At 72.5% G+C, this 24,630-nt stretch carries 22 protein-coding genes, 1 pseudogene and 1 riboswitch; of the genes and pseudogenes, 10 read left to right on the top strand and 13 right to left on the bottom strand.

The genetic code is table 11. The annotated features are described in order from the left end of the window. Positions 1 to 69: 69 nt before the first annotated feature. From OG295_RS15240 to OG295_RS15250, 3 genes are read left to right on the top strand one after another with little or no spacing between them, the layout of a single operon-like run. Complete coding sequence (locus tag OG295_RS15240) at positions 70 to 1,062, top strand: MurR/RpiR family transcriptional regulator (RefSeq protein ID WP_371677381.1); 993 nt, start codon at positions 70 to 72, stop codon at positions 1,060 to 1,062. Beyond that, positions 1,059 to 1,982, top strand: coding sequence for an N-acetylmuramic acid 6-phosphate etherase (murQ, locus tag OG295_RS15245; protein ID WP_371677382.1), 924 nt, complete (start codon positions 1,059 to 1,061; stop codon positions 1,980 to 1,982). Before OG295_RS15240 ends, murQ begins: the two co-directional genes overlap by 4 nt. A gap of 57 nt (positions 1,983 to 2,039) precedes the next feature. Continuing rightward, complete coding sequence (locus tag OG295_RS15250; RefSeq protein ID WP_371677383.1) at positions 2,040 to 3,539, top strand: PTS transporter subunit EIIC; 1,500 nt, start codon at positions 2,040 to 2,042, stop codon at positions 3,537 to 3,539. Between the two features lie 29 nt (positions 3,540 to 3,568). Here OG295_RS15250 and OG295_RS15255 read toward each other — a convergent pair. The 7 genes and pseudogenes from OG295_RS15255 to thrC all read right to left on the bottom strand — a co-directional run. After that, positions 3,569 to 3,982, bottom strand: a pseudogene (locus OG295_RS15255) (S8 family serine peptidase); the annotation flags it as partial. 310 nt (positions 3,983 to 4,292) lie between these two features. After that, a complete protein-coding gene (locus OG295_RS15260; RefSeq protein ID WP_371677384.1) occupies positions 4,293 to 5,033 on the bottom strand; it encodes a beta-glucanase in 741 nt (246 codons plus the stop codon). Between the two features lie 42 nt (positions 5,034 to 5,075). Beyond that, the gene (locus OG295_RS15265; RefSeq protein WP_371677385.1) at positions 5,076 to 5,690 is read right to left on the bottom strand and encodes a phosphoribosylanthranilate isomerase; all 615 of its coding nucleotides are present in this window, start codon (positions 5,688 to 5,690) and stop codon (positions 5,076 to 5,078) included. A gap of 665 nt (positions 5,691 to 6,355) precedes the next feature. Further along, entirely contained in the window at positions 6,356 to 7,978 is a 1,623-nt protein-coding gene (groL, locus tag OG295_RS15270; protein ID WP_266840732.1) for a chaperonin GroEL, read from the bottom strand. Between the two features lie 319 nt (positions 7,979 to 8,297). Beyond that, on the bottom strand, positions 8,298 to 8,507 hold the full coding sequence (locus tag OG295_RS15275) for a cold-shock protein (RefSeq protein WP_030232479.1): 210 nt from the start codon (positions 8,505 to 8,507) through the stop codon (positions 8,298 to 8,300). A 384-nt stretch (positions 8,508 to 8,891) separates the two neighbouring features. Continuing rightward, complete coding sequence (locus OG295_RS15280) at positions 8,892 to 9,167, bottom strand: MoaD/ThiS family protein (RefSeq protein WP_371677386.1); 276 nt, start codon at positions 9,165 to 9,167, stop codon at positions 8,892 to 8,894. A 34-nt stretch (positions 9,168 to 9,201) separates the two neighbouring features. Continuing rightward, positions 9,202 to 10,491, bottom strand: a complete 1,290-nt coding sequence (gene thrC, locus OG295_RS15285; protein WP_371677387.1) for a threonine synthase — start codon at positions 10,489 to 10,491, stop codon at positions 9,202 to 9,204. A 17-nt stretch (positions 10,492 to 10,508) separates the two neighbouring features. After that, positions 10,509 to 10,667: riboswitch (SAM riboswitch) on the bottom strand. Positions 10,668 to 10,862: 195 nt separating this feature from the next. Between thrC and OG295_RS15290 the strand changes: the two genes are divergently transcribed. Continuing rightward, positions 10,863 to 11,813 (top strand): glucosyl-3-phosphoglycerate synthase, encoded by a 951-nt coding sequence (locus OG295_RS15290; protein WP_371677388.1) that lies wholly within the window; start codon positions 10,863 to 10,865, stop codon positions 11,811 to 11,813. A gap of 62 nt (positions 11,814 to 11,875) precedes the next feature. Then, positions 11,876 to 13,339 carry a trehalose-6-phosphate synthase gene (locus OG295_RS15295; RefSeq protein ID WP_371677389.1) on the top strand — a complete coding sequence of 488 codons (1,464 nt, stop codon included), beginning with the start codon at positions 11,876 to 11,878 and terminating at the stop codon, positions 13,337 to 13,339. On the opposite strand, the gene OG295_RS15300 is transcribed toward OG295_RS15295, so the two are convergent. After that, entirely contained in the window at positions 13,312 to 14,034 is a 723-nt protein-coding gene (locus tag OG295_RS15300; protein WP_371677390.1) for a hypothetical protein, read from the bottom strand. The two genes, OG295_RS15295 and OG295_RS15300, sit on opposite strands and share 28 nt — an antisense overlap. A 93-nt stretch (positions 14,035 to 14,127) precedes the next feature. Here OG295_RS15300 and OG295_RS15305 point away from each other — a divergent pair, with 93 nt between their 5' ends. Then, complete coding sequence (locus OG295_RS15305) at positions 14,128 to 14,751, top strand: TetR/AcrR family transcriptional regulator (protein ID WP_371677391.1); 624 nt, start codon at positions 14,128 to 14,130, stop codon at positions 14,749 to 14,751. 81 nt (positions 14,752 to 14,832) lie between these two features. Here the strand turns inward: OG295_RS15305 and otsB are convergent, their stop codons facing one another. From otsB to OG295_RS15320, 3 genes are all read right to left on the bottom strand, one after another. After that, complete coding sequence (gene otsB, locus OG295_RS15310) at positions 14,833 to 15,690, bottom strand: trehalose-phosphatase (protein ID WP_371677392.1); 858 nt, start codon at positions 15,688 to 15,690, stop codon at positions 14,833 to 14,835. A gap of 55 nt (positions 15,691 to 15,745) precedes the next feature. Then, on the bottom strand, positions 15,746 to 15,982 hold the full coding sequence (locus tag OG295_RS15315) for a DUF3263 domain-containing protein (RefSeq protein ID WP_030232458.1): 237 nt from the start codon (positions 15,980 to 15,982) through the stop codon (positions 15,746 to 15,748). Between the two features lie 78 nt (positions 15,983 to 16,060). Further along, entirely contained in the window at positions 16,061 to 17,362 is a 1,302-nt protein-coding gene (locus OG295_RS15320) for an extracellular solute-binding protein (protein WP_371677393.1), read from the bottom strand. Between the two features lie 210 nt (positions 17,363 to 17,572). On the opposite strand from OG295_RS15320, the gene OG295_RS15325 reads away from it, so the two are divergent. The 3 genes from OG295_RS15325 (at position 17,573) to OG295_RS15335 (ending at position 20,679) form a co-directional block, all read left to right on the top strand. After that, positions 17,573 to 18,505, top strand: a complete 933-nt coding sequence (locus tag OG295_RS15325; RefSeq protein ID WP_371681201.1) for an ROK family protein — start codon at positions 17,573 to 17,575, stop codon at positions 18,503 to 18,505. Then, entirely contained in the window at positions 18,505 to 19,656 is a 1,152-nt protein-coding gene (gene nagA / locus OG295_RS15330) for an N-acetylglucosamine-6-phosphate deacetylase (RefSeq protein ID WP_371677394.1), read from the top strand. The genes OG295_RS15325 and nagA overlap by 1 nt, the downstream gene beginning before the upstream one ends. Before the next feature lie 102 nt (positions 19,657 to 19,758). After that, entirely contained in the window at positions 19,759 to 20,679 is a 921-nt protein-coding gene (locus OG295_RS15335; RefSeq protein WP_371677395.1) for a 1-phosphofructokinase family hexose kinase, read from the top strand. Between the two features lie 53 nt (positions 20,680 to 20,732). Here the strand turns inward: OG295_RS15335 and OG295_RS15340 are convergent, their stop codons facing one another. Further along, a complete protein-coding gene (locus OG295_RS15340) occupies positions 20,733 to 21,770 on the bottom strand; it encodes a CBM35 domain-containing protein (RefSeq protein WP_371677396.1) in 1,038 nt (345 codons plus the stop codon). Between the two features lie 68 nt (positions 21,771 to 21,838). After that, positions 21,839 to 23,608 carry a diguanylate cyclase CdgB gene (gene cdgB, locus OG295_RS15345; protein WP_371677397.1) on the bottom strand — a complete coding sequence of 590 codons (1,770 nt, stop codon included), beginning with the start codon at positions 23,606 to 23,608 and terminating at the stop codon, positions 21,839 to 21,841. Between the two features lie 303 nt (positions 23,609 to 23,911). On the opposite strand from cdgB, the gene OG295_RS15350 reads away from it, so the two are divergent. Further along, positions 23,912 to 24,517, top strand: coding sequence for a flavin reductase family protein (locus tag OG295_RS15350; protein ID WP_371677398.1), 606 nt, complete (start codon positions 23,912 to 23,914; stop codon positions 24,515 to 24,517). Positions 24,518 to 24,630 lie beyond the last annotated feature (113 nt).

Genomic DNA, 24,630 nt, shown 5'->3' on the forward strand with positions numbered 1-24,630 from the left:
CCGAAGTCCCGGCGCGCCGGGACCCCATGGCACCTTGACGCCCACAGCCCGCGAAAATAGCTTTCAAGGGTGAGCCAGAACGCGAAAGAAACCTTCACCTCCGCACCGGCACCCTCACCGGCCAACGATCCGGCCCCCGAAACGGCCCCCGCGCCCGCGCCCACCCCCGCCGCCCTGCGGGCCCGGATCCGCGGGCTCGGAGCGTCCATGACACCGTCCGCGCAGGTCGTCGCCGAAGCCGTCGCCGCCGATCCCGCCGGGTGCTCCCGGCTCACCGTCACCGCCCTCGCCGAACGCACCGGCACCAGCGAGGCCACCGTCGTCCGCACCGCCCGCCTCCTCGGCTACCCCGGCTACCGCGACCTGCGCCTGGCGCTGGCCGCGCTCGCGGGCCGGCAGGAGTCCGACGAGGCCCCCGCCGTCACCGCCGGCATAGCCGTCGACGACCCGCTCTCCGACGTCGTCGCCAAGCTGGCCCACGAGGAGGCGCAGACCCTCGCCGACACCGCCGCCGCACTCGACCTGGCGCAGCTGTCCGCCGCCGTCGACGCCCTCACGACCGCCCGCCGCATCGACGTCTACGGCGTCGGCGCCTCCGCCCTCGTCGGCCAGGACCTCGCGCAGAAGCTGCTGCGCATCGGCCTGATCGCGCACGCCCACCCCGACCCCCACCTCGCCGTCACCAACTCCGTCCAGCTCCGCCCCGGGGACGTGGCCGTCGCCGTCACCCACTCCGGCGGCACGGGCGACGTCATCGACCCGCTGCGCCACGCCTTCGAACGGGGCGCGACCACCATCGCCGTCACCGGCAGCCCCTCCTCCCCCGTCACCCACTACGCCGACCTCGTCCTGGCCACCTCGGCCGCCCGCGAGAGCCGGCTGCGCCCGGCCGCCATGTCGAGCCGGACCAGCCAGCTCCTCGTCGTCGACTGCCTGTTCGTCGGCGTCGCGCAGCGCACCTACGAGACGGCCGCGCCCGCGCTCGCCGCGTCCTACGAGGCCCTCGCCCCCCGCCACCGCGCCACCGCGCCCCGTACCACCCGCCAGGAGTCCCGCCCATGACCGCGTACGCCGCCCTCCGCGCCCAGCTCGACAGCCTGACCACCGAGGCCTTCCGCCCCGAACTCGCCGACATCGACCGGCTCCCCACCCTGGAGATCGCCCGCGTCATGAACGCCGAGGACGCCACCGTCCCGGCCGCCGTGGCCGGCCGGCTGCCCCAGATCGCCGCCGCCGTCGACGGGATCGCCGCGCGCATGGCCCGTGGCGGGCGCCTGGTCTACGCGGGCGCGGGCACCGCCGGCCGCCTCGGGGTCCTGGACGCCAGCGAGTGCCCGCCCACCTTCAACACCGATCCGGAGCAGGTCGTCGGCCTGATCGCGGGCGGCCCCACCGCGATGGTCAAGGCCGTCGAGGGCGCCGAGGACTCCGCGGAGCTGGCCGCCGCGGACCTCACCGCCCTCGGCCTGACCGCCGACGACAGCGTCATCGGCATCTCCGCCTCCGGCCGCACCCCGTACGCGGTCGGCGCCGTCGAGTTCGCCCGCTCCCGCGGCGCGCTCACCGTCGGGCTGTCGTGCAACGCCGGCTCCGCCCTCGCCGCGGCCGCCGAGCACGGGATCGAGGTCGTGGTCGGCCCGGAGCTGCTCACCGGGTCCACCCGGCTGAAGGCGGGCACCGCCCAGAAGCTCGTCCTGAACCTGATCTCGACCGTCACGATGATCCGCCTCGGCAAGACGTACGGGAACCTCATGGTCGACGTGCGCGCCTCCAACGAGAAGCTGCGCGCCCGCTCCCGCCGCATCGTCGCCCTGGCCACCGGCGCGCCCGACGCGGAGATCGAGGCCGCCCTCACCGCCACGGACGGCGAGGTCAAGAACGCCATCCTGGTGATCCTCGGCGGAGTCGACGGCCCCACCGCCGCCACCCTGCTCACCGCCTCCGGCGGCCACCTGCGCGCCGCACTCGCCGCGACCCGCTGAACCCCACCCGTACCGCTGGACCCTGCCCGCTCCCCCGACGCAAGGCGAACCACCACCATGTCCACTGACAAGAACCGCGCCACAGCCGCCGCGATCCTTCCTCTGGTCGGCGGCCCGGACAACATCACCTCCATCGCACACTGCATGACCCGCCTGCGCATCGCGCTGCGCGACCGTTCGCTCGTCCGGCACGAGGAACTCAAGGCCCTCCCGGCGGTCATGGGCGTGGTCGAGGACGACACGTACCAGATCGTGCTGGGGCCGGGAACCGTCGCCCGCGTCACCCCCGAGCTCGAGGCCCTGGTCGCCGAGGCCCGCACCGAGGCCGCCCCGGGAGCCGCCGCGGCCCCGCACCCCTCCGTCACCTCGGCCGAACTCGCCGACCGGGGAACGGCGCTGAAGGACGCCCAGAAGGCCCGCAACGCCACCCCGTTCAAACTGTTCCTGCGCCGCGTCGCGAACATCTTCGTCCCGCTGATCCCCGCCCTCATCGGCTGCGGGATCATCGCGGGCCTGAACGGCATGCTCACCAACCTCGGCTGGTTCCCGGCGCTCGTCCCCGCCCTCGCCGCGATCGCCTCCGGCTTCATGTCCCTGATCGCGGTGTTCGTCGGCCACAACACCGCCAAGGAGTTCGGCGGCACCCCGGTCCTCGGCGGCGCGGTCGCCGCGATCATCGTCTTCCCCGGGGTCGCGAAGATCGACGCCTTCGGCCAGCACCTCTCCCCCGGCCAGGGCGGCGTCCTCGGCGCGCTCGCGGCGGCGCTGCTCGCCGTCCAGGTGGAGAAGTGGTGCCGCAAGCGGGTGCCCGAGGCCCTGGACGTGCTGGTCACACCCACCCTCACGGTGCTGGTCTCCGGCCTGGTCACCCTCTTCGGCCTGATGTTCCTCGCCGGCTCGGTCTCCAACGCCATCGGCACCTTCGCCACCTGGCTGCTGGCCACCGGCGGCGCCTTCGCCGGGCTGGTGCTGGGCGGGCTCTTCCTCCCCCTGGTGATGCTGGGCCTGCACCAGGCCCTGATCCCCATCCACACGACCCTCATCGAGCAGACCGGCTACACGGTGCTCCTGCCCATCCTGGCCATGGCGGGCGCGGGCCAGGTCGGCGCGGCCATCGCCGTCTACTGCCGGCTCCCGCGCAACCGCTCGCTGCGCACCACCATCAAGTCCGCGCTCCCGGCCGGTTTCCTGGGCGTCGGCGAGCCGCTGATCTACGGGATCTCCCTGCCGCTGGGCCGCCCCTTCATCACCGCCTGCGTGGGCGGCGCGGCGGGCGGGGCCTTCGTGGGCCTCTTCAACCAGCTCGGCATCGGCTTCGGCTCCACCGCGATCGGCCCCTCGGGGTGGGCCCTCTTCCCGCTGCTGGACGGCACGGCGGGCATGGGCGCGACCGTCGCCGTCTACGCGGGCGGCCTCGCCGTCGGCTATCTGGTCGGCTTCGCCGCGACCTACTTCTTCGGCTTCACCCGGCAGATGCTGGCCGAGCTCGACACCGACCCGGACCAGGCGGCGGACACACCGGCCGCCGGTCCGCAGAAGCAGCCGGTGCCGGCGTAGAAGGGGCGCCGGGGCGGCGGCGTTCATGCGCCGCCGCCCCGGACGTTCAGGACCGCGGGCTGCCGGGCGTTGTTCGCCACCCAGTCGAAGCCCGCGATGATCCCCGACCAGGCTCCGCGGTTGTCACAGCCCAGGACGCGGACGCTCACCAGGTTCACCTTGCGCGCGACCCCGAAGGTCGTGCCGCCCACTGTGCCGGCGACGTGCGTGCCGTGGCCGGCGCAGTCCGCGCCGTTGCGGCCGTCGCCGACCGCGTCGAAGCCGCGCACCGCACGGCCCCCGAAGTCGGGGTGCCCGAAGTCGATGCCGCTGTCGACGACGTACGCCGTCACGCCCTGGCCGCTGGTGTTGGCACTGAAGTCGTTGCCGAGCGGCAGGCGGCGCTGGTCGATCCGGTCCAGGCCCCAGGAGTGCGCGGGATCGGCGGGGTGGGCCGCGCCCGGCACCGGCGGGAGTTCCCGGGGGGCGGCCCCCGGTTCATCGGGTCGCCCCCCGGAGCCGGCTTGAGCCGCCCGCCTCCGCGTGGCCGAAGGCCCGCGCCGCGCGTCACGGGCCCGCCGCACCGACTGCCGCAACGATCATCCGCCGCCGTCGCCCCCCGTCCGCGCCCGCGCGCACGGCCCTGAAGAATCCACCCGTACGGGCGACCCGGAGCACCCTGTGCCGAGGTCACGGCCCGCTCCGGCGCGGTGGTCCCCGCGCGCACCGGGTCCCGGCACCGGACGCCCCTACGGGTCCGCGTTCCCCGCCTCTTCAGCCCCGGTACACCTGCAGCTGCGAGACCTCGTAGGACATCCGCGTCAGCTCCGGGCCGGGCGCCGGGTGGTACCGCCCGGCGGACACCGACAGGTTCACGATGAGGTACGCGCGCCAGCTGCGCCCCACGCCCCGGCGGTCGGAGAAGACGCGCGTGCCGTTGACCCACCAGACGACCGAGGTCCTGCCGAACTCGACCTTCAGGTCGACCCAGGCTCCGGGCCGGACGGCGGGGTCGCGGTAGTAGCGGTGTGCCTCGCGGACGTGGTTGGAGAGTTCGAGCAGGTCGGGGTTGTCCGGGTGGTACTCGAAGACGTCGATCTCCTGGCCGCCGTCGCGCCAGGTCCAGATCGCGGGCCAGGCCCCCGTCTCGGCGGGCAGCCGCACGCGTGCCTCCAGCACGTCGCCGGTGCGGACCATGAACCCCTCGTCGCTGCCCTCGGTGGTGAGCAGTCCGGTGTCCCAGTTCCCGTCGGGGCGCAGGGTCGCGAGGAAGGTCCCGCCGCGGCTGTAGGCGGGGTCGGCGACGAGGTGGTCGAGCTTGTTGTCGCCCGGGTTGACCGGGCCGCCGTTTGGATAGGCCCAGGAGCGGCCGGCCACCCACTGGGTGGTCGAGGTGAAGTCGGCGGTGAAGGCGGGGGCACGGCGCGGGGCGAGCCCGGGCAGCCCTCCGCCTCCACCTCCGGGAGCGAGGCGGCGCGTCAGGCGCCGCAGCCATCCGAACGTTTCCGGTTCCATACAGGCGTTGTGCCCGCTCAGAGGCAACTCACACTGGCATTCTCACGCAGAGTAATCATACGATCGCACTGCGCTGATGAATTCGCGGACCAACTCCGGGGACTTCACCCCGCGCTCCGCCTCGACCCCGCTGGAGACGTCCACGCCCCAGGCCCCGGTCGCCGCCACGGCATCGCGCACGTTGCCCGGGTTCAGCCCGCCGGCCAGCAGCCAACGGCCCTCGGGGGCCGCGAACTCCGCCGAGCCCCAGTTCCAGGGCTTGCCGGACCCCGGGTCGGGCGCGTCGATCAGCAGCAGGTCCTCCCCGTACTCGCCGCAGCGCTCCACCCGCGCGGCCGTGGCCCGCAGCAGGGTCCGGCCGGGCGCGCGCAGCGCCTCGTAGTGCGCCGGCGGCTCGTCCCCGTGCAGTTGCACGCCGCGTACGCCGCTCTCCTCGGTGAACCGGCGCACCTCCTCGACGGACTGCCCCCGGAACACCCCGACGGTGAGCACCCCGGCGGGCACCCGCGCGGCCAGCTCGCGCGCCGCGCCCGCCCCGATGGTCCGGGGGCTGCCGGGCGCGAACACGAACCCGACGGCATCGGCCCCGGCCTCCACGGCCACGTCGACGTCGCGGGCCGTCTTGAGCCCGCAGATCTTCACGAAGAGATCGCTCATACCCCCAGTCAACCAAAGCCCCCCGATCGGCGGCGCCCCGTCTCGACACCCGGGCGCGACCCGGCCACGCCCCACTAGGGGGTGTCTGACGCCCAGTGCACGGCCTCGCACGCGGAGGAGAACGGTGACGACCATGACCGAACGGGCCACGCCGATACAGCGGGCGGCACCGCAGACGTTCGAGACGCTCCTGCGCACGGTCGAGGAGATGGACACGCCGGACGGCTTCAAGGCCGAGCTCATCCGCGGGAAGATCATCGTGTCGCCGTGGTCCAGGCTGCGTTACCTACGGGGCATGCGTTCGTTGCGGGAACAGCTCCAGATCCACGCACCCGACCGGCACGTCGCGGAGACCGCGCCCTTCCTCTTCCGCTTCTCGGCAGCGGAGCGCGCCTACGCACCCGGCCTCTTCGTGGCGGACGAATCGGCCTTCGAACCTGGTCGTCACCATGTAGGACTCCGAGATCACCTGCTTCCGGGATCCTTCCCCGCCGGATACCGCTCCCGTAGGACGGTGACCTTCGGCGAGGCCCTGCCCGTACCCCGGCCGTTCGGCTTCGCGATCGACACGAGCGGCTTCCAGGCCACCGGGAAACGCCCGAGGGCGGCACCCCCCGCAGGGAGTGCCGCCCTCGTTCGAGAACAGCCGATCAGCCGGGGGCCGATCAGAAGTCCATGTCACCGCCCGGCATGCCGCCGCCCGCGGGGGCACCGGCCTTCTCGGGCTTGTCGGCGATGACGGCCTCGGTCGTCAGGAACAGCGCGGCGATCGACGCGGCGTTCTGCAGCGCGGAGCGCGTGACCTTCGCCGGGTCGATGATGCCCTCGGCGATCATGTCGACGTACTCGCCGGTGGCGGCGTTCAGACCGTGGCCGACGGCCAGGTTGCGCACCTTCTCCACGACGACGCCACCCTCGAGACCACCGTTGACGGCGATCTGCTTCAGCGGGGCCTCCAGCGCGAGCTTCACGGCGTTGGCGCCGGTCGCCTCGTCACCGGTGAGCTCCAGCTTCTCGAAGACCGAGGAGGCCTGCAGCAGGGCCACGCCACCACCGGCGACGATGCCCTCCTCGACGGCCGCCTTCGCGTTGCGAACGGCGTCCTCGATGCGGTGCTTGCGCTCCTTGAGCTCGACCTCGGTCGCGGCACCGGCCTTGATGACGGCCACGCCGCCGGCCAGCTTCGCGAGGCGCTCCTGGAGCTTCTCGCGGTCGTAGTCCGAGTCGGAGTTGTCGATCTCGGCGCGGATCTGGTTGACGCGGCCCTGGACCTGGTCGCTGTCACCGGCACCGTCGACGATGGTGGTCTCGTCCTTGGTGATGACGACCTTGCGGGCGCGGCCGAGCAGGTCGAGACCGGCGTTCTCCAGCTTGAGTCCGACCTCCTCGGAGATGACCGTGCCGCCCGTGAGGATGGCGATGTCGCCGAGCATGGCCTTGCGGCGGTCACCGAAGCCCGGGGCCTTGACGGCGACGGACTTGAAGGTGCCGCGGATCTTGTTGACGACCAGGGTCGACAGGGCCTCGCCCTCGACGTCCTCGGCGATGATCAGCAGCGGCTTGCCGGACTGCATGACCTTCTCCAGGAGCGGCAGCAGGTCCTTGACCGAGCCGATCTTGGAGTTGACGATCAGGATGTACGGGTCGTCCAGGGACGCCTCCATACGCTCCATGTCGGTCGCGAAGTAGGCCGAGATGTAGCCCTTGTCGAAGCGCATGCCCTCGGTGAGCTCAAGCTCCAGACCGAAGGTCTGCGACTCCTCGACGGTGATGACGCCTTCCTTGCCGACCTTGTCCATGGCCTCGGCGATGAGCTCGCCGATCTGGGTGTCGGCGGCGGAGATGGAGGCCGTGGAAGCGATCTGCTCCTTGGTCTCGACGTCCTTGGCCTGCGCGAGCAGGGCGGCGGAGACGGCCTCGACGGCCTTCTCGATACCGCGCTTGAGGGCCATCGGGTTGGCACCCGCGGCCACGTTGCGCAGACCCTCGCGGACGAGGGCCTGGGCGAGGACGGTGGCGGTGGTCGTACCGTCGCCGGCGACGTCGTCCGTCTTCTTGGCGACTTCCTTGACCAGCTCGGCGCCGATCTTCTCGTACGGGTCCTCGAGCTCGATCTCCTTGGCGATGGAGACACCGTCGTTGGTGATCGTGGGGGCGCCCCACTTCTTCTCAAGGACGACGTTGCGACCCTTGGGGCCAAGGGTGACCTTGACGGCGTCGGCGAGCTGGTTCATGCCACGCTCGAGACCGCGCCGGGCCTCCTCGTTGAACGCAATGATCTTGGCCATCTGAAGTGGTCCTCCCGGACAGGGGTGGATTGCTCCGGACCGCGCCCGCGCCCGCGACGGACGGCCTGCGGAGCCGGCGGTTCCTTCCCGCCGGACCCGTCGGGCCTCACCGACCCGGTCCTCGTCTTAGTAGCACTCTCACCGGGAGAGTGCTAACGCCAATGATTAGCACTCGACCCCCGCGAGTGCAAGCGGCTTCGGGCAATGCCGGGCGGCTTCCGGCCTGGTTCGCGGGGCGACGCACGAGGGGCCCGCATCCCGTGTCCGGGATGTGGGCCCCTCGTGCGTCTGTTGCGTCGGTGGTCGATCGCGCTCGGTCTCAGCCGGCAGCAGCGAGCTTGACCATGTCCGCCTGCGGACCCTTCTGGCCCTGCGAGATCTCGAACTCGACCCGCTGACCCTCTTCAAGGGTGCGGTACCCGTCCATCTGGATGGCGCTGTAGTGGACGAACACATCCGCACCACCGTCGACCGCGATGAAGCCGTAGCCCTTCTCCGCGTTGAACCACTTGACGGTGCCCTGAGCCATGCCTAACTCCCCTATTACTGGCCCTTGCGCGGTACCGCACTTCGCGGTCCCGGGTCAGAACTTGCGCCGGAACGCCTCGACCGGGGCTGAATGTATCCGCACCGCTGCTGTCTGCAACAGGTCAATCCGACGAGAATTCTGGACACGCGGAAACATAGAAATAGAGTGAAAATTTGGCATATGGCCGGGCAACTCGGGCCAGACAATCTTCGCCAAAGCCCCAAAGGGCGCACGCATGTTGACTCAATGTCAACCCTCACGGGGCCGGCTCATATGCGGCGGGCAAGAGCACCGGAGGGGACTTCCCCAACTCTACCGCGCCCAATCAAGCAGAATTGCCCCCTCCGCTTATTAGCGGAGGGGGCAATTCTGCTTTTCGGGGTCTCAGCCGCCCGCGACGGCCGGAATGATCGAGACGCCGGCGCCGTCCGGCGTCGCCGCCTGCAGTCCGCCCTCGAAGCGCACGTCGTCGTCGTTGACGTAGACGTTCACGAAGCGGCGCAGCTTGCCCTGGTCGTCCAGGACGCGCGCGGCGATGCCCGGGTGGTTCTTCTCCAGGGACTCGATGACCTCGGCCAGGGTCGAGCCCTCGGCCGGGACCTCGGCGACGCCGCCGGTGTAGGTGCGCAGGATGGTGGGGATGCGGACGTTGACGCTCATGGCGCTACCGCCTTTCCGGGAGTCGTGGGAAGGGTCAGGCCAGGCCGGCGGCGCGGAACGCGTCCAGGCTCGGGCGGATGGTGGCGGTCTGACCGCTGTCCGCGGCCACCGCCTCCAGGGTCTTGAGGCCGTCACCGGTGTTCAGGATCACGGTGGTCAGCGCCGGGTCGAGCTGCCCGTTCTCGATGAGCTTCTTCGTCACGCCGACGGTCACGCCGCCCGCGGTCTCGGCGAAGATGCCCTCGGTCTGCGCCAGGATCTTGATCGCCTCGACGACCTGGGTGTCGTCGACGTCCTCGACGTAGCCACCGGTGCGGCGGGCGATGTCCAGGACGTACGGGCCGTCCGCCGGGTTGCCGATGGCCAGCGACTTGGCGATGGTGTCCGGCTTCTGCGGGCGGACCACGTCGTGGCCGGCCTTGAAGGCGGTGGAGACCGGGGAGCAGCCCTCGGCCTGGGCGCCGAAGATCTTGTACGGCTTGTCCTCGACCAGGCCGAGCTTGATCAGCTCCTGCAGGCCCTTGTCGATCTTCGTCAGCTGGGAGCCGGACGCGATCGGGATGACGATCTGGTCGGGCAGCCGCCAGCCGAGCTGCTCGCAGATCTCGTACGCCAGGGTCTTGGAGCCCTCGCCGTAGTACGGGCGGAGGTTGACGTTGACGAAGCCCCAGCCCTCGCCCAGCGGGTCGCCGATGAGCTCGGAGCAGAAGCGGTTGACGTCGTCGTAGTTGCCCTCGATGCCGACGAGGTCGCCACCGTAGACACCGGCCATGACGACCTTGCCCTGCTCCAGGTCGTGCGGGATGAACACGCAGGAGCGGAAGCCGGCGCGGGCGGCCGCGGCACCGACGGCGCCGGCCAGGTTGCCGGTGGAGGAGCAGGACAGGGTGGTGAAGCCGAAGGCGCGGGCCGCCTCGACGGCGATGGCCACGACGCGGTCCTTGAAGGAGTGCGTCGGGTTGCCGGAGTCGTCCTTGACGTACAGCTTGCCGGTGACGCCCAGCTCCTTGGCCAGGTTCCGGGCGTCCACGAGCTTGGTGAAGCCGGGGTTCAGGCTGGGCTTGGAGGCCACGTCGGCGGGGACGGGCAGCAGCGGGGCGTAGCGCCAGATGTTGTTCGGGCCGGCCTCGATCGCGGCGCGCAGCGCCTCGGGGTCGCCGAGCGGCAGGTCGTAGGCGACTTCCAGCGGGCCGAAGCACTCGACGCACGCGAAGATCGGGCCGAGCTCGAAGCGGGTGCCGCACTCGCGACAGGAGAGGCCGGTGGCGGGTCCGAGATCGACGGAACCGAGGTCGGTAGAGGTGGCGACAGTCTGTGCAGCCATGACGGCGAGGCCCTTTCTCCTCATCTTCCCCATGGCGCACTTCGCCATGAGACGGAATTGGCACCTTCCCTAGCCGGGGACCTCGCGGGGGTGCGTGTGAAAACGCATCGCGAGAACCGACTGGAGGGTTGCCGGGGCTTCAACGGGCCGTGTCCCTCTGCCCCTCTGGATGAGCGGTATGGCACCGGCACACGCGCTCTGAGGCGCGCCGGTGCGTTTGTGCGCGGGGACCCCGGCATGCCGTGGTCCGTCGCGTTGTTCAAGACTGTAACCGAAGGGCAGGGCGGTTGAGACAGCCGTCCGAACCGCGAGATGGATCGCATATCGGCCGATATCGCCGAGGGCCACCGAGGAACCAGGGAGTGCTGAGGGTGCTGGATGAGGTGGAGCGCTGGCTGGCAGACCGCTCCTGGTCCGCCGCCGACCGACCGCTCGACCAGCTGCTCGACCGGAAACGGGCGGCCGGGACGACGGTCAGCGTGGTGCTGCCCGCGCTCGACGAGGAGGCGACGGTCGGGGAGATCGTGGAGGTGATCCGGCGCGATCTGATCGACGGCCTGCCCACTCCCCTGGTCGACGAGCTGGTGGTGGTCGACTCCGGATCCACCGACCGTACGGCGGAGGTCGCGGCCAAGGCCGGTGCCCGGGTCGTGCACCGGGACGCGATCCTGCCGCGGATCCCCGCGCTGCCCGGCAAGGGCGAGGTGCTGTGGCGTTCGCTGCTCGCCACCACCGGTGACGTGGTCTGCTTCGTCGACGCCGACCTGCGGGACTTCTCGTCGTCTTTCGTCTCCGGGATCGTCGGCCCGCTGCTGACCGATCCGCAGGTGCAGTTCGTCAAGGCCATGTACGACCGCCCGCTCGCGGACGCCCCCGGCCAGGGCGGCCGGGTGACCGAGCTGGTCGCGCGCCCCCTGCTCAACCTGCACTGGCCGCAGCTGGCCGGCTTCGTTCAGCCGCTCGGCGGCGAGTACGCCGTACGGCGCTCCCTGCTGGAGCGCCTCCCCTTCCCCGTCGGCTACGGCGTCGAGCTGGGCCTGCTGGTGGACGCGCTGCACACGGTCGGGCTGGACGCGCTGGCCCAGGTCGACGTCGGGGTCCGGCTGCACCGGCACCAGGACGGGCGGGCGCTGGGCCGGATGGCCGCCGCGATCTACCGGACGGCGCAGGTCCGGCTCTCGCGCGCGCACCTCGTGCGGCCGGAGCTGACCCAGTTCGAGCGGGGGCCGGACGGGTTCGTTCCGCGCACCTTCCCGGTGGACACCGAGGAGCGGCCGCCGATGGCGGAGATCAAGGAGTACGCGGGCCGCCGCGTCGCTTGACGGCCGCCGGAGCGGTGCCGCACACGAGTTTGAGCAGGGGCGGGCCGGGCTAGGTTCGCCCCATGGCTTCTCAGGTACTCGTCGCCGCGAACCGCGGCCCGCTCTCCTACGTCCTCTCCGACGACGGCACGCTCAGCGCCCGGCGCGGCGGGGGCGGGCTCGTCTCCGGCCTGTCGGCGGCCCTCGCGAAGCAGCCGGAGGCCCTCTGGATCTGCGCGGCCCTCTCCGGCGCCGACCGGGAGGCGGTGCGCCGGGGCACCTCCGAGCCGGGGGTGCGGATGCTGGACATCGACCCGGCCGTGTACGACGGCGCGTACAACGGCATCGCCAATTCGGTGCTCTGGTTCACCCACCACCACCTCTACGACGTCCCGCGCGAGCCGGTCTTCGACGCGGCGTTCCGCCGGCACTGGGAGGCGTACGTCGCCTACAACCGGGCCTTCGCCCGGGCGCTGGCCGAGGAGGCCGCCGAGGGCGCGCGCGTCCTGGTGCAGGACTACCACCTGGCCCTGGTCCCGGGGCAGCTGCGCGAGCTGCGCCCCGACCTGCGGATCGCGCACTTCACGCACACCCCGTGGGCGTCTCGCGAGTTCATGGACATGCTCCCGGACGACATCCGCTCCCAGCTGGTGTGGGGCATGCTCGGCGCGGACCAGCTGGGCTTCCACGCCTGGCGCTGGTCGGTGAACTTCATCACGGGGGCCAACGCGGACGACGCGACCGGCATCGCGGAGTCGTCCCTGCCCAGCGGGGTCCCGGAGCGCGGGGTCTGGCACCGCAGGGCGGTCGCCGACGGGCGCTACGGCCCGAAGCGGTTCACCGAAGTCCGGCAGTACCCCCTCGGCGTGGACGCGGACGACCTGCGCGCGCTCGCGCACCGGCCGGTCGTGGACGAGAGGCTGGCCGCGCTGCGGGCGGAGGTCGCGGGCCGCATGACGATCGTCCGCGTGGACCGCACCGAGCTGTCGAAGAACATCCTGCGCGGGCTGCTGGCCTACCGGGAGCTGCTCGTCACGCACCCCGAGTGGCGGGAGCGGGTGGTGCACCTGGCCTCCGCGTACCCGTCCCGGCAGGACCTGGCGGTGTACCGGGCGTACACGGACTCGGTGCGGGAGCTGGCGGCGGAGATCAACGAGGAGTTCGGGACGGCGGACTGGCAGCCGGTGCTGGTGTCGGTCGAGGACGACTTCGCGCGCTCGCTGGCGGCGTACAGGATGGCGGACGTGGCGCTGGTCAACCCGGTGCGGGACGGCATGAACCTGGTCGCGAAGGAAATCCCGGTGGTCTCGGAGGACGGCTGCGCGCTGGTGCTGTCGACCGGGGCGGGGGCGCACGAGGAGCTGAAGGGCGACGCGATCACGGTGAACCCGTACGACGTCACCGCGACGGCCGAGGCCCTGCACGAGGCGCTGTCCATGCCCCGGGCGGAGCGGGCGGAGCGGACGAAGCGGCTGGCCGCGGCGGCCACGGCGCTGCCCCCGGCGGCCTGGTTCGAGGCTCAGCTGGCGGCGCTGGCCGGGGCCTGAGCGGGGGCGGGCGCGGTCGCGGGCCGCGGGCCCGGGAGGCACAGGGCGAGGGCTCCGAGGAGGAATCCGTAGCAGGAGACCAGGCCGTGGCCGTTGGCCTGGGCGAACCACAGGACGAGGCCGAGGACGGGCACCCCGGCGGCGAGCAGCAGCTCCTTGGCGCGGCCGGCGCCCGCAGCGTCCGCACGGCGGGCGCGCAGGGCGCGGAGCAGGAGGGCGGCGGCGAGGGTGGCACCGAGGAAGTAGGTGGCGCCGGAGCTCCCGGCGAAGTTGCGGGGGTCGGTGCTGTGGTGGCCGCCCACGCCGAGCAGGGCGTCGAGGTGCTCCGGCAGGAGGATCCCGGCGAGGAACAGGGCCAGGGTGCGGGGCGCTCCCCAGAACCAGTCGGCCAGCGCGGCGACGGCGGCGAGGGTGGCGATGTTCCAGGCGCCGCCGAGGAGGCCGCCGTTCTGCATGAACACGGCGGTGACCACCCGCCACCACCCGCTCTTCGCGGGGTCGTCGTCGACGGCGTCCATGGCCCCGGACCAGCACAGCTGGGTGAGGACCCCGGCGAGGGCGAGTGCGGTCAGGGCCACCGCCGCCCAGGGGGTACGGCGCCCGCGCAGGGTGTCCCGGCCCAGGAGGTCGAGGCCCCCGTTGAACATCATCACCATCAATGCCGCCGTGGTCGCGTTGAACACGATCGCGCCCATCGCCGCCACCCCCCTCCGGTCGTCGTGGGATGACAGTAGCGCTCCGGACGGGCACTTTCAAACAGTGTTAGAAAATGGGCGTAGGCTGTCCCCGTGAAGCTGACGAAGGAACGCATCATCGACGCGGGCATGGCGGAGTTCGCCGAGTCCGGCTACCACGGCCTGTCCATGCGGCGCGTGGCCCAGCGGCTCGACGCGAAAGCGGGCAGCCTCTACTACCACGTGCCCAGCAAGGGCGTCCTGGTCCGGCTGATGGCGGACCGGGTGGCGCGGCAGGCCTACGATGCCGGCACCGCCGCACTGGCCGCGCTGGATCCCGGCGCGGGCTGGCAGGAACGGGTGGAGGCCCAGGCCCTCACCTTGCGCGACGGCATCCGGCGCCACGCCGGGGGCGCGGTGATGTTCGCCGACAGCCCGAAGGTGCTCAGCACCGGGGCGCTGTCGGTGATGGAGCGGCTGCTGGAGACCCTGCGCGCGGCCGGCGTGCCGGAGGCGGACTGCGCCGTCGGGGCCGACGCGCTGCTCAGCCACCTCACGGGCTTCGTGCTCCAGGAGCAGAGCGAGTCCCCGGAGGCGCCCGTCGGGCCCGAGGACGTCGCCGCGCTGCTGGAACGCTTCCCGCTGACGGTGGCCGCCGCCTCGGCCCACGGGGAGGACGAGAAGTTCCTGCTCAGCGTGCGCCTGATCTGCGCCGGCCTCGCGACGCTGATCCCCTGATCCGCCGGTCCCTTGGTCCCCTGATCCCCCCGATCCCCTGGTCCCGTACTGCCCGCACGGGCGGCTCCCGGGCCCGGCGGGTCAGGGGGTGGGGAGGGCCCCGGCGAGGGTCGCGAGGAAGGCCGTCACGGCGGCCGGGCCCGGGAGGACGAGGTCGGCGCGTGCGGCGAGTTCCGGGACCTCCGCGGAGCCGCTGCACACCAGCAGCCCCGGCAGCCCGTCGGCCCGGCGCTTCTCGACCGCCGAGAACGCCGCGAGGTCCCCGAGGTCGTCCCCCGCGTAGAGCACGGCCCCGGCCTGCCGCTCCTCCAGGAACTCCGTCAGGGCGACGCCCTTGTCCATGCCCGGCGGACGCAGCTCCAGCACGGCCCGGCCGGGCTCGACCATCAGCCCGTGGCGGGCGGCGAGCTCCGCGAGGGGCTCCCGCAGGGCGGCGAACGCCGCCTCCGGGTCCTCGGCCCGCCGGGTGTGCACGGCCAGCGCGCGGCCCTTCTCCTCGATCCAGGTCCCGCGCCACGCGCCGATGGCGTCGAGGAAGCCCGGCAGCTCGGCCCGTACGGCGGCCACTCCGGGGTGTTCGGCGGGGGCGTGCACGATGCCGGTGACGGCGTCCCAGCGCTCGGCCCCGTAGTGGCCCAGGACGACGAGGTGTTCCAGACCGGGTACTCCGGCGAAGCCGCCGTAGCGGACGGCGACCCCGGCCGGGCGGCCGGTGACCACGGCGACGGCCTCGACCCGCGGGGCGAGCGCGGCGAGCGCCGGTACGGCGTCCGGGTGCGCGCGGGCCTGGTCCGGGTCGGGGACGATCTCGGCGAGGGTGCCGTCGAAGTCGAGGGCGACGACGGCGTTGCGCGGTGTGCGGAGGAGGGCTTCGAGTCCCTCGCGTCCGGCTGCGGTGGCGGGCACGGGCATCGGCAGGTCGTGCGGATGGCTCCCCATGCAGACGACCCTACCGGCGACGCCCGGACGCGCCCACCCCTTCGCGGACAGTCGCCTACCGCCGGGCCCGCTGGGCCTCGCGGATCCGCCGGAGCCGGTTGACGGTGCCCGGTGCGTGTTCGAGCGCCCGTGGATCGTCCATCAAGGCGTTGAGCAGCTGGTAGTAGCGGACGGGGGTCAGTCCGAGCCCCTCCCGTATCGCCCGCTCCTTGGCGCCGGGCCCGGGCCAGGTGCGGCCTTCGTACGCGAGCACGGCGGCCTCCGTGGCCGTCAGCCGCCCGTCGTCCGTCATACGGCCAGATTAACGCCGCCCGCCGACAGCGCCCCCGCGCGGCCCCGCGCGGGGGCACCGGTGGCGGGCGGCGCCGGCTCAGTGGTCGCCGTCCGCCTTGCGCGCGCTCGTCGCGATGTCCTCCAGGACCTTCTCGGGCTGTCCGCCCGGCTGGACGACCTGTCCGATCTTCTGCTTGATGTCCTCGCTGACCCCGGCCCAGGACTTCTTGCCGACCGGGTAGAGGCGGGACGTCGGCAGGGCGGTCAGGAAGGTCTTCAGCTGGGCCGCCGAGCCGCCCGTGCTCGCGTCCATGGCCCGGTAGCCGCTGGTGGTGACGGGCAGCAGGTCGTACATGGACGTGAAGGCGGTCACGTTCTTCGCCGAGTACAGGTGGTCCAGGAACTTCCCCGCCTCCTTCTTGTGGCCGTTCCTGAAGGCCATCACCCAGTCCGCGACGCCCATCGCGGAGTGGTCGGCGCCGTCGGTGGTCGGCATCGGCACCATGCCGAACTTCACGCCCTTGCCCGCGGCCTGCTTGAGCAGGGTGGGGTGGCCGTTGAGCATGCCCACCTCGCCGCGGGTGAAGGCGTCGAAGGCGGCCTGGCGGTCCAGCTTGCCCGGCTCGACCGGGCCGGTCAGGCCCTGCCCGACCATCTTGTCGCGCAGGAACTCGAAGGACTTCACGTTCTCCGGGGAGTCGATCGCGTACGCCTCCTCGTTGTCGGTGTAGCCGCCGCCGCCCGCGAGCATCCACATCATCGACTCGGCCTGCGCCTCCTCGCGGCCCAGCGGCAGCGCGAAGGGGGTGGGCACGCCCGCGCCCTTGAGCTTCTTGGCGGCCGCCTCCAGGTCCGCCCAGCTCTTGGGCTGCCAGGGGGTCGAGCCGTCCTTGGGTATCACTCCGGCGTCGCCGAGCAGCTTGGTGTTGTAGAAGAGCAGCCGGGTGCTGGCCACGAAGGGCATTCCGTACTGGACCCGCTTGACCTTGCCCGCGTCGGCGAGCGGTGCGAGGAAGTCGGCCTCGGTGTTGACGGAGAGCAGCTCGTCGGCGGTGTAGAGCTTGCCCGCCTCGGCGTAGTCGGCGTAGGCGCCGATCTGCGCGATGTCGGGGGCCTTGCCCGCCTTGACCATCGCGGCGACCTTGGCGTCGACCTCCGACCAGGAGTAGACGCTGACCTCGACGTGCACGCCGGGGTTGTCCTTCTCGAAGGAGGAGGCGAGGCCCTTCCAGTAGGTCGCGGAGGAGTTCTGCGGATTGTCGCCGTAATCGGCCGCCACGACCCGCAGGGTCACCTCGTTGTCCCCGCTGAGACCCGACACGGTTCCACAGCCCGTCAGCGTCGCCGTCAGGCACAGTGCGGCCCCGGTAGCGGCCAGGCTCAGGTAACGGCCCTTCACGGTTCTCGATCCACCCCTTTTTGTACGTACGATTCGACGTAAGGTCTACACCACTTTGACGGCTCCTCCACATCCGGAACGGCGTGGCGCCCGGACTGTGTCCGGACCGTATCCGGACCAAGGTCCCGAATTTGTATGGCGGCTCAACAATCCCCTCAATGGACTAGACCTTTCCCTCCCGAGCACGCGAGACTGTCTCCTGTGAAACCCGTGAAACACGTCATCGCCCTCGATGTGGGCGGCACCGGGATGAAGGCCGCCCTCATCGCCCGGGACGGCAACCTGCTGCACGAGGCGCGCCGCGCCACCGGCCGCGAGCGGGGCCCCGAAGCCGTCGTCGAGACGATCCTGTACTTCGCCGACGAGCTGCTGCGCCTGGGCCTCGAACGCTTCGGCACGACCGCCTCCGCCGCCGGAGTGGCCGTCCCCGGCATCGTCGACGCCGAACGGGGCATCGCCGTCTACGCGGCCAACCTCGGCTGGCGCGACGTCCCGCTGCGCGCGCTCCTCGGAGCCCACCTGGGCGGCGTCCCCGTCGCCCTCGGGCACGACGTCCGCACCGGCGGGCTCGCCGAGGGCCGCATCGGCGCGGGCCGGGGTACCGAACGCTTCCTGTTCGTCCCGCTCGGCACCGGCATCGCCGGTGCCATCGGCATCGCCGGCCGCATCGAGGCCGGCGCGCACGGCTACGCGGGCGAGATCGGTCACATCGTGGTCCGTCCCGGAGGTCCCGCCTGCGGCTGCGGCCAGCACGGCTGCCTGGAGACCCTGGCGTCCGCCTCCGCCGTCTCCCGCGCCTGGGCCGCCGCCTCCGGCGACCCGGCGGCCGACGCGGCCGACTGCGCCAAGGCCGTCGAATCCGGCGACGCGCGCGCCCGCGAGGTCTGGCTCACCGCGATCGGCGCCCTCGCCGACGGACTGGTCACCGCGATCACCCTGCTGGACCCGAGCACGCTGATCATCGGTGGCGGGCTGGCCGAGGCGGGGGAAACCTTGTTCACACCACTTCGGGCGGCCGTCGAGGAGCGCGTGACGTTCCAGCGGCTGCCCGAGATCGTTCCGGCTGCCCTCGGGGACACCGCCGGATGCCTGGGCGCAGGGCTGCTCGCCTGGGACCTACTCGCCACGGAGGTACCTGCCTGATGTCCGGAAGCGCACACAGCACCGTTCTCTCCGGCGCCAGGGTGGTGCTGCCCACCGGGACCGTCGCGGGAGGCCGGGTCATCGTCGAGCGCGACCGCATCGCGGGCAGCGCCCCCGAGGGCGCCGGGATCGTCGACGTGTCCGGGCACTGGATCGTCCCCGGCTTCGTGGACATGCACAACCACGGCGGCGGCGGGGCCTCCTTCACCTCCGGCACCCCCGAGGAGGTCCTGCGGGGCGTACGCACCCACCGCGAGCACGGCACCACCACCCTCGTCGCCTCCACCGTCACCGGCGACCTCGACGAACTGGCCCGGCGCGCCGCCCTGCTCGCTGAGCTCACCCAGCAGGGCGAGATCGCCGGCGTCCACTTCGAGGGCCCCTTCATCAACCCCTGCCGCAAGGGCGCGCACAAGGCGGACCTGCTCCGCGACCCCGACCCGGCCGAGGTCCGCAAGCTGGTCGACGCCGCGCACGGCACCGCCCGGATGTTCACCCTCGCCACCGAACTGCCGGGCGGACTGGACTCCGTACGGCTGCTGGCCGAGCACGGGGTCATCGCCGCGATCGGCCACACGGACTCCACGTACGACCAGACCCGCCAGGCCATCGACGCCGGCGCGACCGTCGCCACCCACCTCTACAACGCGATGCCCGGCCTGGAGCACCGCGCCCCCGGGCCGATCGCCGCCCTGCTGGAGGACGAACGGGTCACCGTCGAGCTGATCAACGACGGCACCCACCTGCACCCGGCGATGCTGGAGCTGGCCTTCCGCCACGCCGGCGCCCACCGCGTGGCGCTGATCACCGACGCCATGGACGCGGCCGGCTTCGGCGACGGCACCTACCACCTCGGCCCGCTGGAGGTCGAGGTCAAGGACGGCGTCGCCCGCCTCGTGGAGGGCGGCTCCATCGCGGGCTCCACCCTGACCCTGGACACCGCCTTCAAGCGGTCGGTGACGGTCGACCGGCTGCCCGTCGAATCCGTGGTCCAGGCGATCTCGGCCAACCCGGCGAAGCTCCTCGGCCTCTACGGCGAGGTCGGCTCGCTGGAACCGGGCAAGTACGCCGACCTGGTCGTCCTCGACGCCGCGTTCGACCTCAAGGGCGTCATGCGGCGCGGCGAATGGATCGTCAACCCGCTGTCCTGAGCGGCCTTCCGGCGGTACGGAGCACGGCGGCGGGCCCTCGGGACTGGGCCCGCCGCCCGGTATTTGGCATGATCCCGGCATTCACCGAGACCGGGGCTGGCCATGATCCTCACCGTGACGCTCAACACCGCACTCGACGTCACCCACCGGGTGCCGCGACTGCTCCCGCACGCCTCCCACCGGGTCACCGGTGTCGCCGAACGCCCGGGCGGCAAGGGCCTGAACGTGGCCCGGGTGCTCGGCGCGCTCGGCCACCCGGTGACGGCGACGGGCTTCGCGGGCGGACCGGCCGGCACGCTCGTACGCGAACTGCTCGCCGGCTGCCCCGGGGTCACCGACGCCCTCGTCCCCTGCTCGGGCACCACCCGGCGCACCCTGGCCGTCGTCGACGAAACCACCGGCGACACCACGCAGTTCAACGAACCCGGCCCGCAGATCACCGCCGGGGAATGGTCCGCCTTCCTGGACCGCTACACCGAACTCGCCGCCCGAGCACGCGCGGTGGCCCTGTGCGGCAGCCTCCCCCCGGGCGTCCCGGTCGGCGCCTACGCGACCCTCGTACGGACGGCCCGCACCGCCGGCGTCCCGGTCCTCCTGGACACCAGCGGCGAGGCCCTGCGCCGCGGGGTCGCCGCCCGGCCGGAGATCATCAAGCCGAACTCCGCCGAACTGGCGGAGCTGACCGGCTCCCGCGAGCCGCTCCCCGCCACCCGCGACGCCCGCCGCCGGGGCGCCCACGCAGTGGTCACCTCCCTGGGCCCCGGAGGGCTCCTCGCCGCCACCCCCGACGGCACCTGGCAGGCGGCCCCGCCCCGCCCGCTGTCCGGCAACCCCACCGGCGCGGGCGACTCCGCGGTGGCGGGCCTGCTCTCCGCCCTCACGGAGGGCCTGGACTGGCCGGCCCGGCTCACCCGCGCGGTGGCCCTCTCGGCGGCCACCGTCCACGCCCCGGTGGCGGGAGAGTTCGACCCCCGCACCTACGAGGAGGTACGGGGGTCGGTGAAGGTCACGCCGCTCCAGTAGCGCGTCGCGAGGGGGCGGGCGCGAGGGGTGCGCCCCCGCGCCGTCGCCGCGCATCAGCCCTTGGTGTGCCCCTGGCCCAGCCTCAGCTGGTCGAAGATCACGTCGCACTGGTTGCCGGCCTCGCACGAGATCTTCATCGCGTTCGAGCCCTTCTTCAGGGTTATGAACGCGAACGTGCGGGTCCACCCCTTGTCCCACGCCCCGGCCTCGGCCTTCGCGAAGTTCGCCAGGTTCAGGGACTGGTTCGGGCTCTGCCCGTTGACCGTGAGGGTCGTCTTCGCGTCCTTGCCGGGCACCGCGTAGTTCACGAACAGCGTGTAGTCACCGGCTTCGGGGACCTCGACCGTCCAGGTCAGCGCGGCACCCGGCGTGTTGAAGTTGCCGACGTACTGGCCGCCCGAACTCTTCGACCCCTGCACCGCGCTCTGCAGCACCGCACCACCGGTGAGCGCCATCCCCGCGCCGGCGGCCTCGCCCTTCGGCAGCGGGCTCTGGGAGGGCTCCGGTGAACCGCTGGGTTCGGTGCCGCCGGTGTTCTGCTGGGGCGCCGACGGCTTCGGGGACTGGGACGACGCCTGGTTGCCGCCCTTCTTGTCGTCGCCCTTCTTGCCGAAGACCAGCGCCGCGCTGATGCCGATCGCCACCGCGGCGACCACCGCCACCGCGGCGATCAGCAGGCCCTTGCGGCTGGAGCCGCCGCCCCCGCCGTGGCCGCCACGGCCGCCGGGGAGGGGGGACTGCTGGGTGTGCTGCTGCTGCGCCGGAACGCCGTAGCCGCCCGCCTGGAGCGCCTCGGGAGCCTGGTACTGGGCCTGGTAGGCCGGGGCCTGCTGCTGCGGCGGGACCGCGCCGCGCTGGCCGCCGTACGTCCGCTCACCGACCGTGCGCACCTGGTTGTACGAGGTACGGGGGACGCCGGGCTGCGCGCCGGACGGGCCACCGACCGCGGGGCCGGGGTAGCCGTATCCGCCGCCCTGACCGGGCGGGGTGGCTCCGGCGGCCTGGCCGTCCGCGTAGAGGTAGCCGAACGGGTCGTCGTCCTCGGGCTGGTTCGCCCCACCGTGCGGGCCGTTGTGCGCGGGCGTCGTCATCGCAGGTCACTCCTTTCGACCCACGGGAGCCTACCCCGAACACGTGCGCCCACGAGCGGCCGATCAGGTTACCCGGCCCGCCGGTGTGCCTTGGAACGGGACCTTTTCTCGATGTACATCCGCTGGTCGGCGGAGCGCAGCACCTCGTCCGCCGACATCCCGCAGCTGGCCCAGCCGATCCCGAAACTCGCCCCCACGCGAACCGCCCGGCCGTCCACCCGGATCGGCGGAATGATCGCGTTGCGCAGCCGTACGGCGAGGTCGGCGGCGTCGGCGGCGCCCAGTCCGTCGGCGAGGACGACGAACTCGTCACCACCGAGCCGCGCGACGGTGTCACCGTCCCTGACGCACGTCGTCAGCCGCCGGGCGACCTCGATCAGGACCGCGTCGCCCGTGTGGTGACCGAACCGGTCGTTGATCGACTTGAAGCCGTCGAGGTCGCAGAAGAGGACGGCGAGCCCCTTCGTCCCGTCGTCGACGTCCGTGGCGGGCGCCACGATGTGGACGTGGTGGTCGTACGGGCCGTCCGCGTGGGACGTGAAGGCGCCGGAGAAGTCGAACGGGTCCGTCCCCGGCGCCGCCCCGGAGCCCGGAACGGCGCCCGCCCCGGCCGCCCCCGCACCGACGCCGGGGGCCGGGAAGCCGTAGTCGGAGCCGTCGTGCCCGTCGGGGCGAAACCCGTGCTCCCCCGCACCACCCGCCTCGGGGCGCGTCTCGAAGGCCGCGTCGAGCGCCTCCACGGCGGTGGCCCGCACCGACTGGGGCCGCCGGCACAGCCGGGCCCCGAGCCGGGAGCGCAGCTCGGCGCTGTTGGGCAGGCCGGTGAGGGAGTCGTGGCTGGCGCGGTGCGCGAGCTGGAGCTCGTGCCGCTTGCGCTCCTCGATGTCCTCGACGTGCGTGAGCAGGAAACGGGGACCGTCGGCGGCGTCCGCGACGACGGAGTTGCGCAGCGAGACCCACACGTAGGTGCCGTCGCGCCGCCCGAGGCGCAGCTCGGCGCGGCCGCCCTCGGCGGAGGTGCGCAGCAGGGTGCCGATGTCCTCGGGGTGCACGAGGTCGGAGAAGGAGTAGCGGCGCAGGACGGAGGCGGGCCGGCCGAGCAGGCGGCACAGGGCGTCGTTGGTGCGCAGCAGCCGGCCGTGCTGGTCGCCCCCCATCTCGGCGATGGCCATGCCGCTGGGCGCGTACTCGAAGGCCTGGCGGAACGACTCTTCGCTGGCGCGCAGCGCCTGCTGCTCGCGTTCCAGCCGGACCAGGGCCCGCTGCATGTTCGCCCGCAGCCGTGCGTTGCTGATCGCAATCGCCGCTTGGAAGGCGTACATCTGGAGCGCTTCGCGCCCCCACGCGCCGGGGCGGCGCCCGTTGCGCGGTCTGTCCACCGAGATGACACCCAGAAGTTCCCCTCCGGTCGCATACATCGGGGCGTACAGCCGGTCCTCGGGATGCCACTCGTCCTCGAAGCGCGGATCGGGGCCGTCGGTGTGCCACTGGGGGACGTCGTCCTCGATCAGGACCCAGCCCTCGGTGTGCGGGATGAAGCGCAGCCCGTCCCAGTCCTCGCCCATCGCCAGACGGCGCTCCCAGGAGGGGCGGGAGCCGACGCGACCGGTGATCAGGGCCTCGGCGGCCGGGTCGCCGGCGAACGCGGCGACGACGAGATCCCCGTCAGGGCGTACGAGATTGACACAGGCGAGCTCGTAGCCGAGGCCGCGCACGATGCCGTCCACGACGGTCTGCAGAGTGTCCGCCAGGCTACGGGCCGTGTTGAGTTCGGCCACCACCTGGTGCAGCTGCCGCAGGGTCGCAAGACGGACGTACGGCTCCGACTCGGTCTCCATTGCTCGCTCTCCCCGAGACCTCGACAGCAACTCCAGGTTTGTCATCGGCGTTTCGTTGCGGTGTCCCGTCCACTGAATCACAGTGAGCTGTGCGGCAGGTACACAGGGTCAACAAATCTTGCCCTCTGTGACTCAAGTCACATGAGATGAATAACCGTGCACTCTGGGCACGTTGGGGAGTGGGAGCGCTCCCGCTCCTTTTCGTGAGCAAACGATACGCCCAGGCCTAGGCCGGGGGGCGGGGACGCGGCTCGGACCACCGCCCGATGTGCGCCGCACGGCGGCGGGACTAGCGTTCGGGTCGTGCCGAAGACGACCCTTGTGACCGCCCCGACCGCCCCGACCCCTCCGACCCGGGTCGGACCCGAACCGTCCGCCACCCCTCATCCTGAGGGGGTGAGCAACGACGAGTTCCGGGCGGCCATGTCCCGGCTGGCGGCGGGCGTGTGCCTGATCACCGCACACGAGCCCCCCTCGACCGCCGACGGGCCGCGCGGCGAGGACGTCGGCATGACCGCCACCGCGTTCATGTCGGTCTCCCTGGACCCGCCGCTGGTGCTGGTGAGCCTGCGCGAGGGGTCCCGGATGGACGACCTGCTGACGGAGCAGCCGCTGTGGGCGGTGTCCGTCCTCGCGGACGGGCAGCTCCAGGTGGCGGGGCGCTTCGCCATGAAGAACCGGATCAGCGACCGGCTGCTGTTCGAGGGCCTGCCCGCGGTACGGGGGGCGCTCAGCGGGGCGCCGCTGCTGTCGGGGGCGCTGGCCACGCTGGAGTGCCGCACGGAGTCCCGCGTCGAGGCGGGCGACCACACCCTGGTCATCGGGCGCGTCCTCAGCGCCGCCCTGCCGAACCCGGACGCACCGCCGCTGACGTACTTCCGGGGGCGCTACCGGCACTTGGCGCCGTAGCCCCTGCCCTGGCCGGGCGGTTTTCGGGCGGGCCGGGGTCGGGGCGGGGCGGGGCGGGGTGCCCTTCAGCCCCGGCCGGCCAGAATCCAGCCCCGCCGGCGATTGAGGCGCGG

It is taken from the genome of Streptomyces sp. NBC_01276, assembly GCF_041435355.1.
Classification (GTDB): Bacteria; Actinomycetota; Actinomycetes; order Streptomycetales; family Streptomycetaceae; genus Streptomyces.

What these genes read in the sequence shown, in the direction of transcription:
- OG295_RS15280 (WP_371677386.1), bottom strand. Translation starts at nt 9,167, where the DNA reads ATGAGCGTCAACGTCCGCATCCCCACCATCCTGCGCACCTACACCGGC.
- OG295_RS15250 (WP_371677383.1), top strand. Translation starts at nt 2,040, where the DNA reads ATGTCCACTGACAAGAACCGCGCCACAGCCGCCGCGATCCTTCCTCTG.
- OG295_RS15340 (WP_371677396.1), bottom strand. Translation starts at nt 21,770, where the DNA reads ATGACGACGCCCGCGCACAACGGCCCGCACGGTGGGGCGAACCAGCCC.
- otsB (WP_371677392.1), bottom strand. Translation starts at nt 15,690, where the DNA reads ATGGGGAGCCATCCGCACGACCTGCCGATGCCCGTGCCCGCCACCGCA.
- nagA (WP_371677394.1), top strand. Translation starts at nt 18,505, where the DNA reads ATGTCCGGAAGCGCACACAGCACCGTTCTCTCCGGCGCCAGGGTGGTG.
- OG295_RS15260 (WP_371677384.1), bottom strand. Translation starts at nt 5,033, where the DNA reads ATGGAACCGGAAACGTTCGGATGGCTGCGGCGCCTGACGCGCCGCCTC.
- cdgB (WP_371677397.1), bottom strand. Translation starts at nt 23,608, where the DNA reads ATGGAGACCGAGTCGGAGCCGTACGTCCGTCTTGCGACCCTGCGGCAG.
- thrC (WP_371677387.1), bottom strand. Translation starts at nt 10,491, where the DNA reads ATGGCTGCACAGACTGTCGCCACCTCTACCGACCTCGGTTCCGTCGAT.
- OG295_RS15315 (WP_030232458.1), bottom strand. Translation starts at nt 15,982, where the DNA reads ATGACGGACGACGGGCGGCTGACGGCCACGGAGGCCGCCGTGCTCGCG.
- OG295_RS15335 (WP_371677395.1), top strand. Translation starts at nt 19,759, where the DNA reads ATGATCCTCACCGTGACGCTCAACACCGCACTCGACGTCACCCACCGG.
- groL (WP_266840732.1), bottom strand. Translation starts at nt 7,978, where the DNA reads ATGGCCAAGATCATTGCGTTCAACGAGGAGGCCCGGCGCGGTCTCGAG.
- OG295_RS15265 (WP_371677385.1), bottom strand. Translation starts at nt 5,690, where the DNA reads ATGAGCGATCTCTTCGTGAAGATCTGCGGGCTCAAGACGGCCCGCGAC.
- OG295_RS15300 (WP_371677390.1), bottom strand. Translation starts at nt 14,034, where the DNA reads ATGGGCGCGATCGTGTTCAACGCGACCACGGCGGCATTGATGGTGATG.
- OG295_RS15275 (WP_030232479.1), bottom strand. Translation starts at nt 8,507, where the DNA reads ATGGCTCAGGGCACCGTCAAGTGGTTCAACGCGGAGAAGGGCTACGGC.
- murQ (WP_371677382.1), top strand. Translation starts at nt 1,059, where the DNA reads ATGACCGCGTACGCCGCCCTCCGCGCCCAGCTCGACAGCCTGACCACC.
- OG295_RS15295 (WP_371677389.1), top strand. Translation starts at nt 11,876, where the DNA reads ATGGCTTCTCAGGTACTCGTCGCCGCGAACCGCGGCCCGCTCTCCTAC.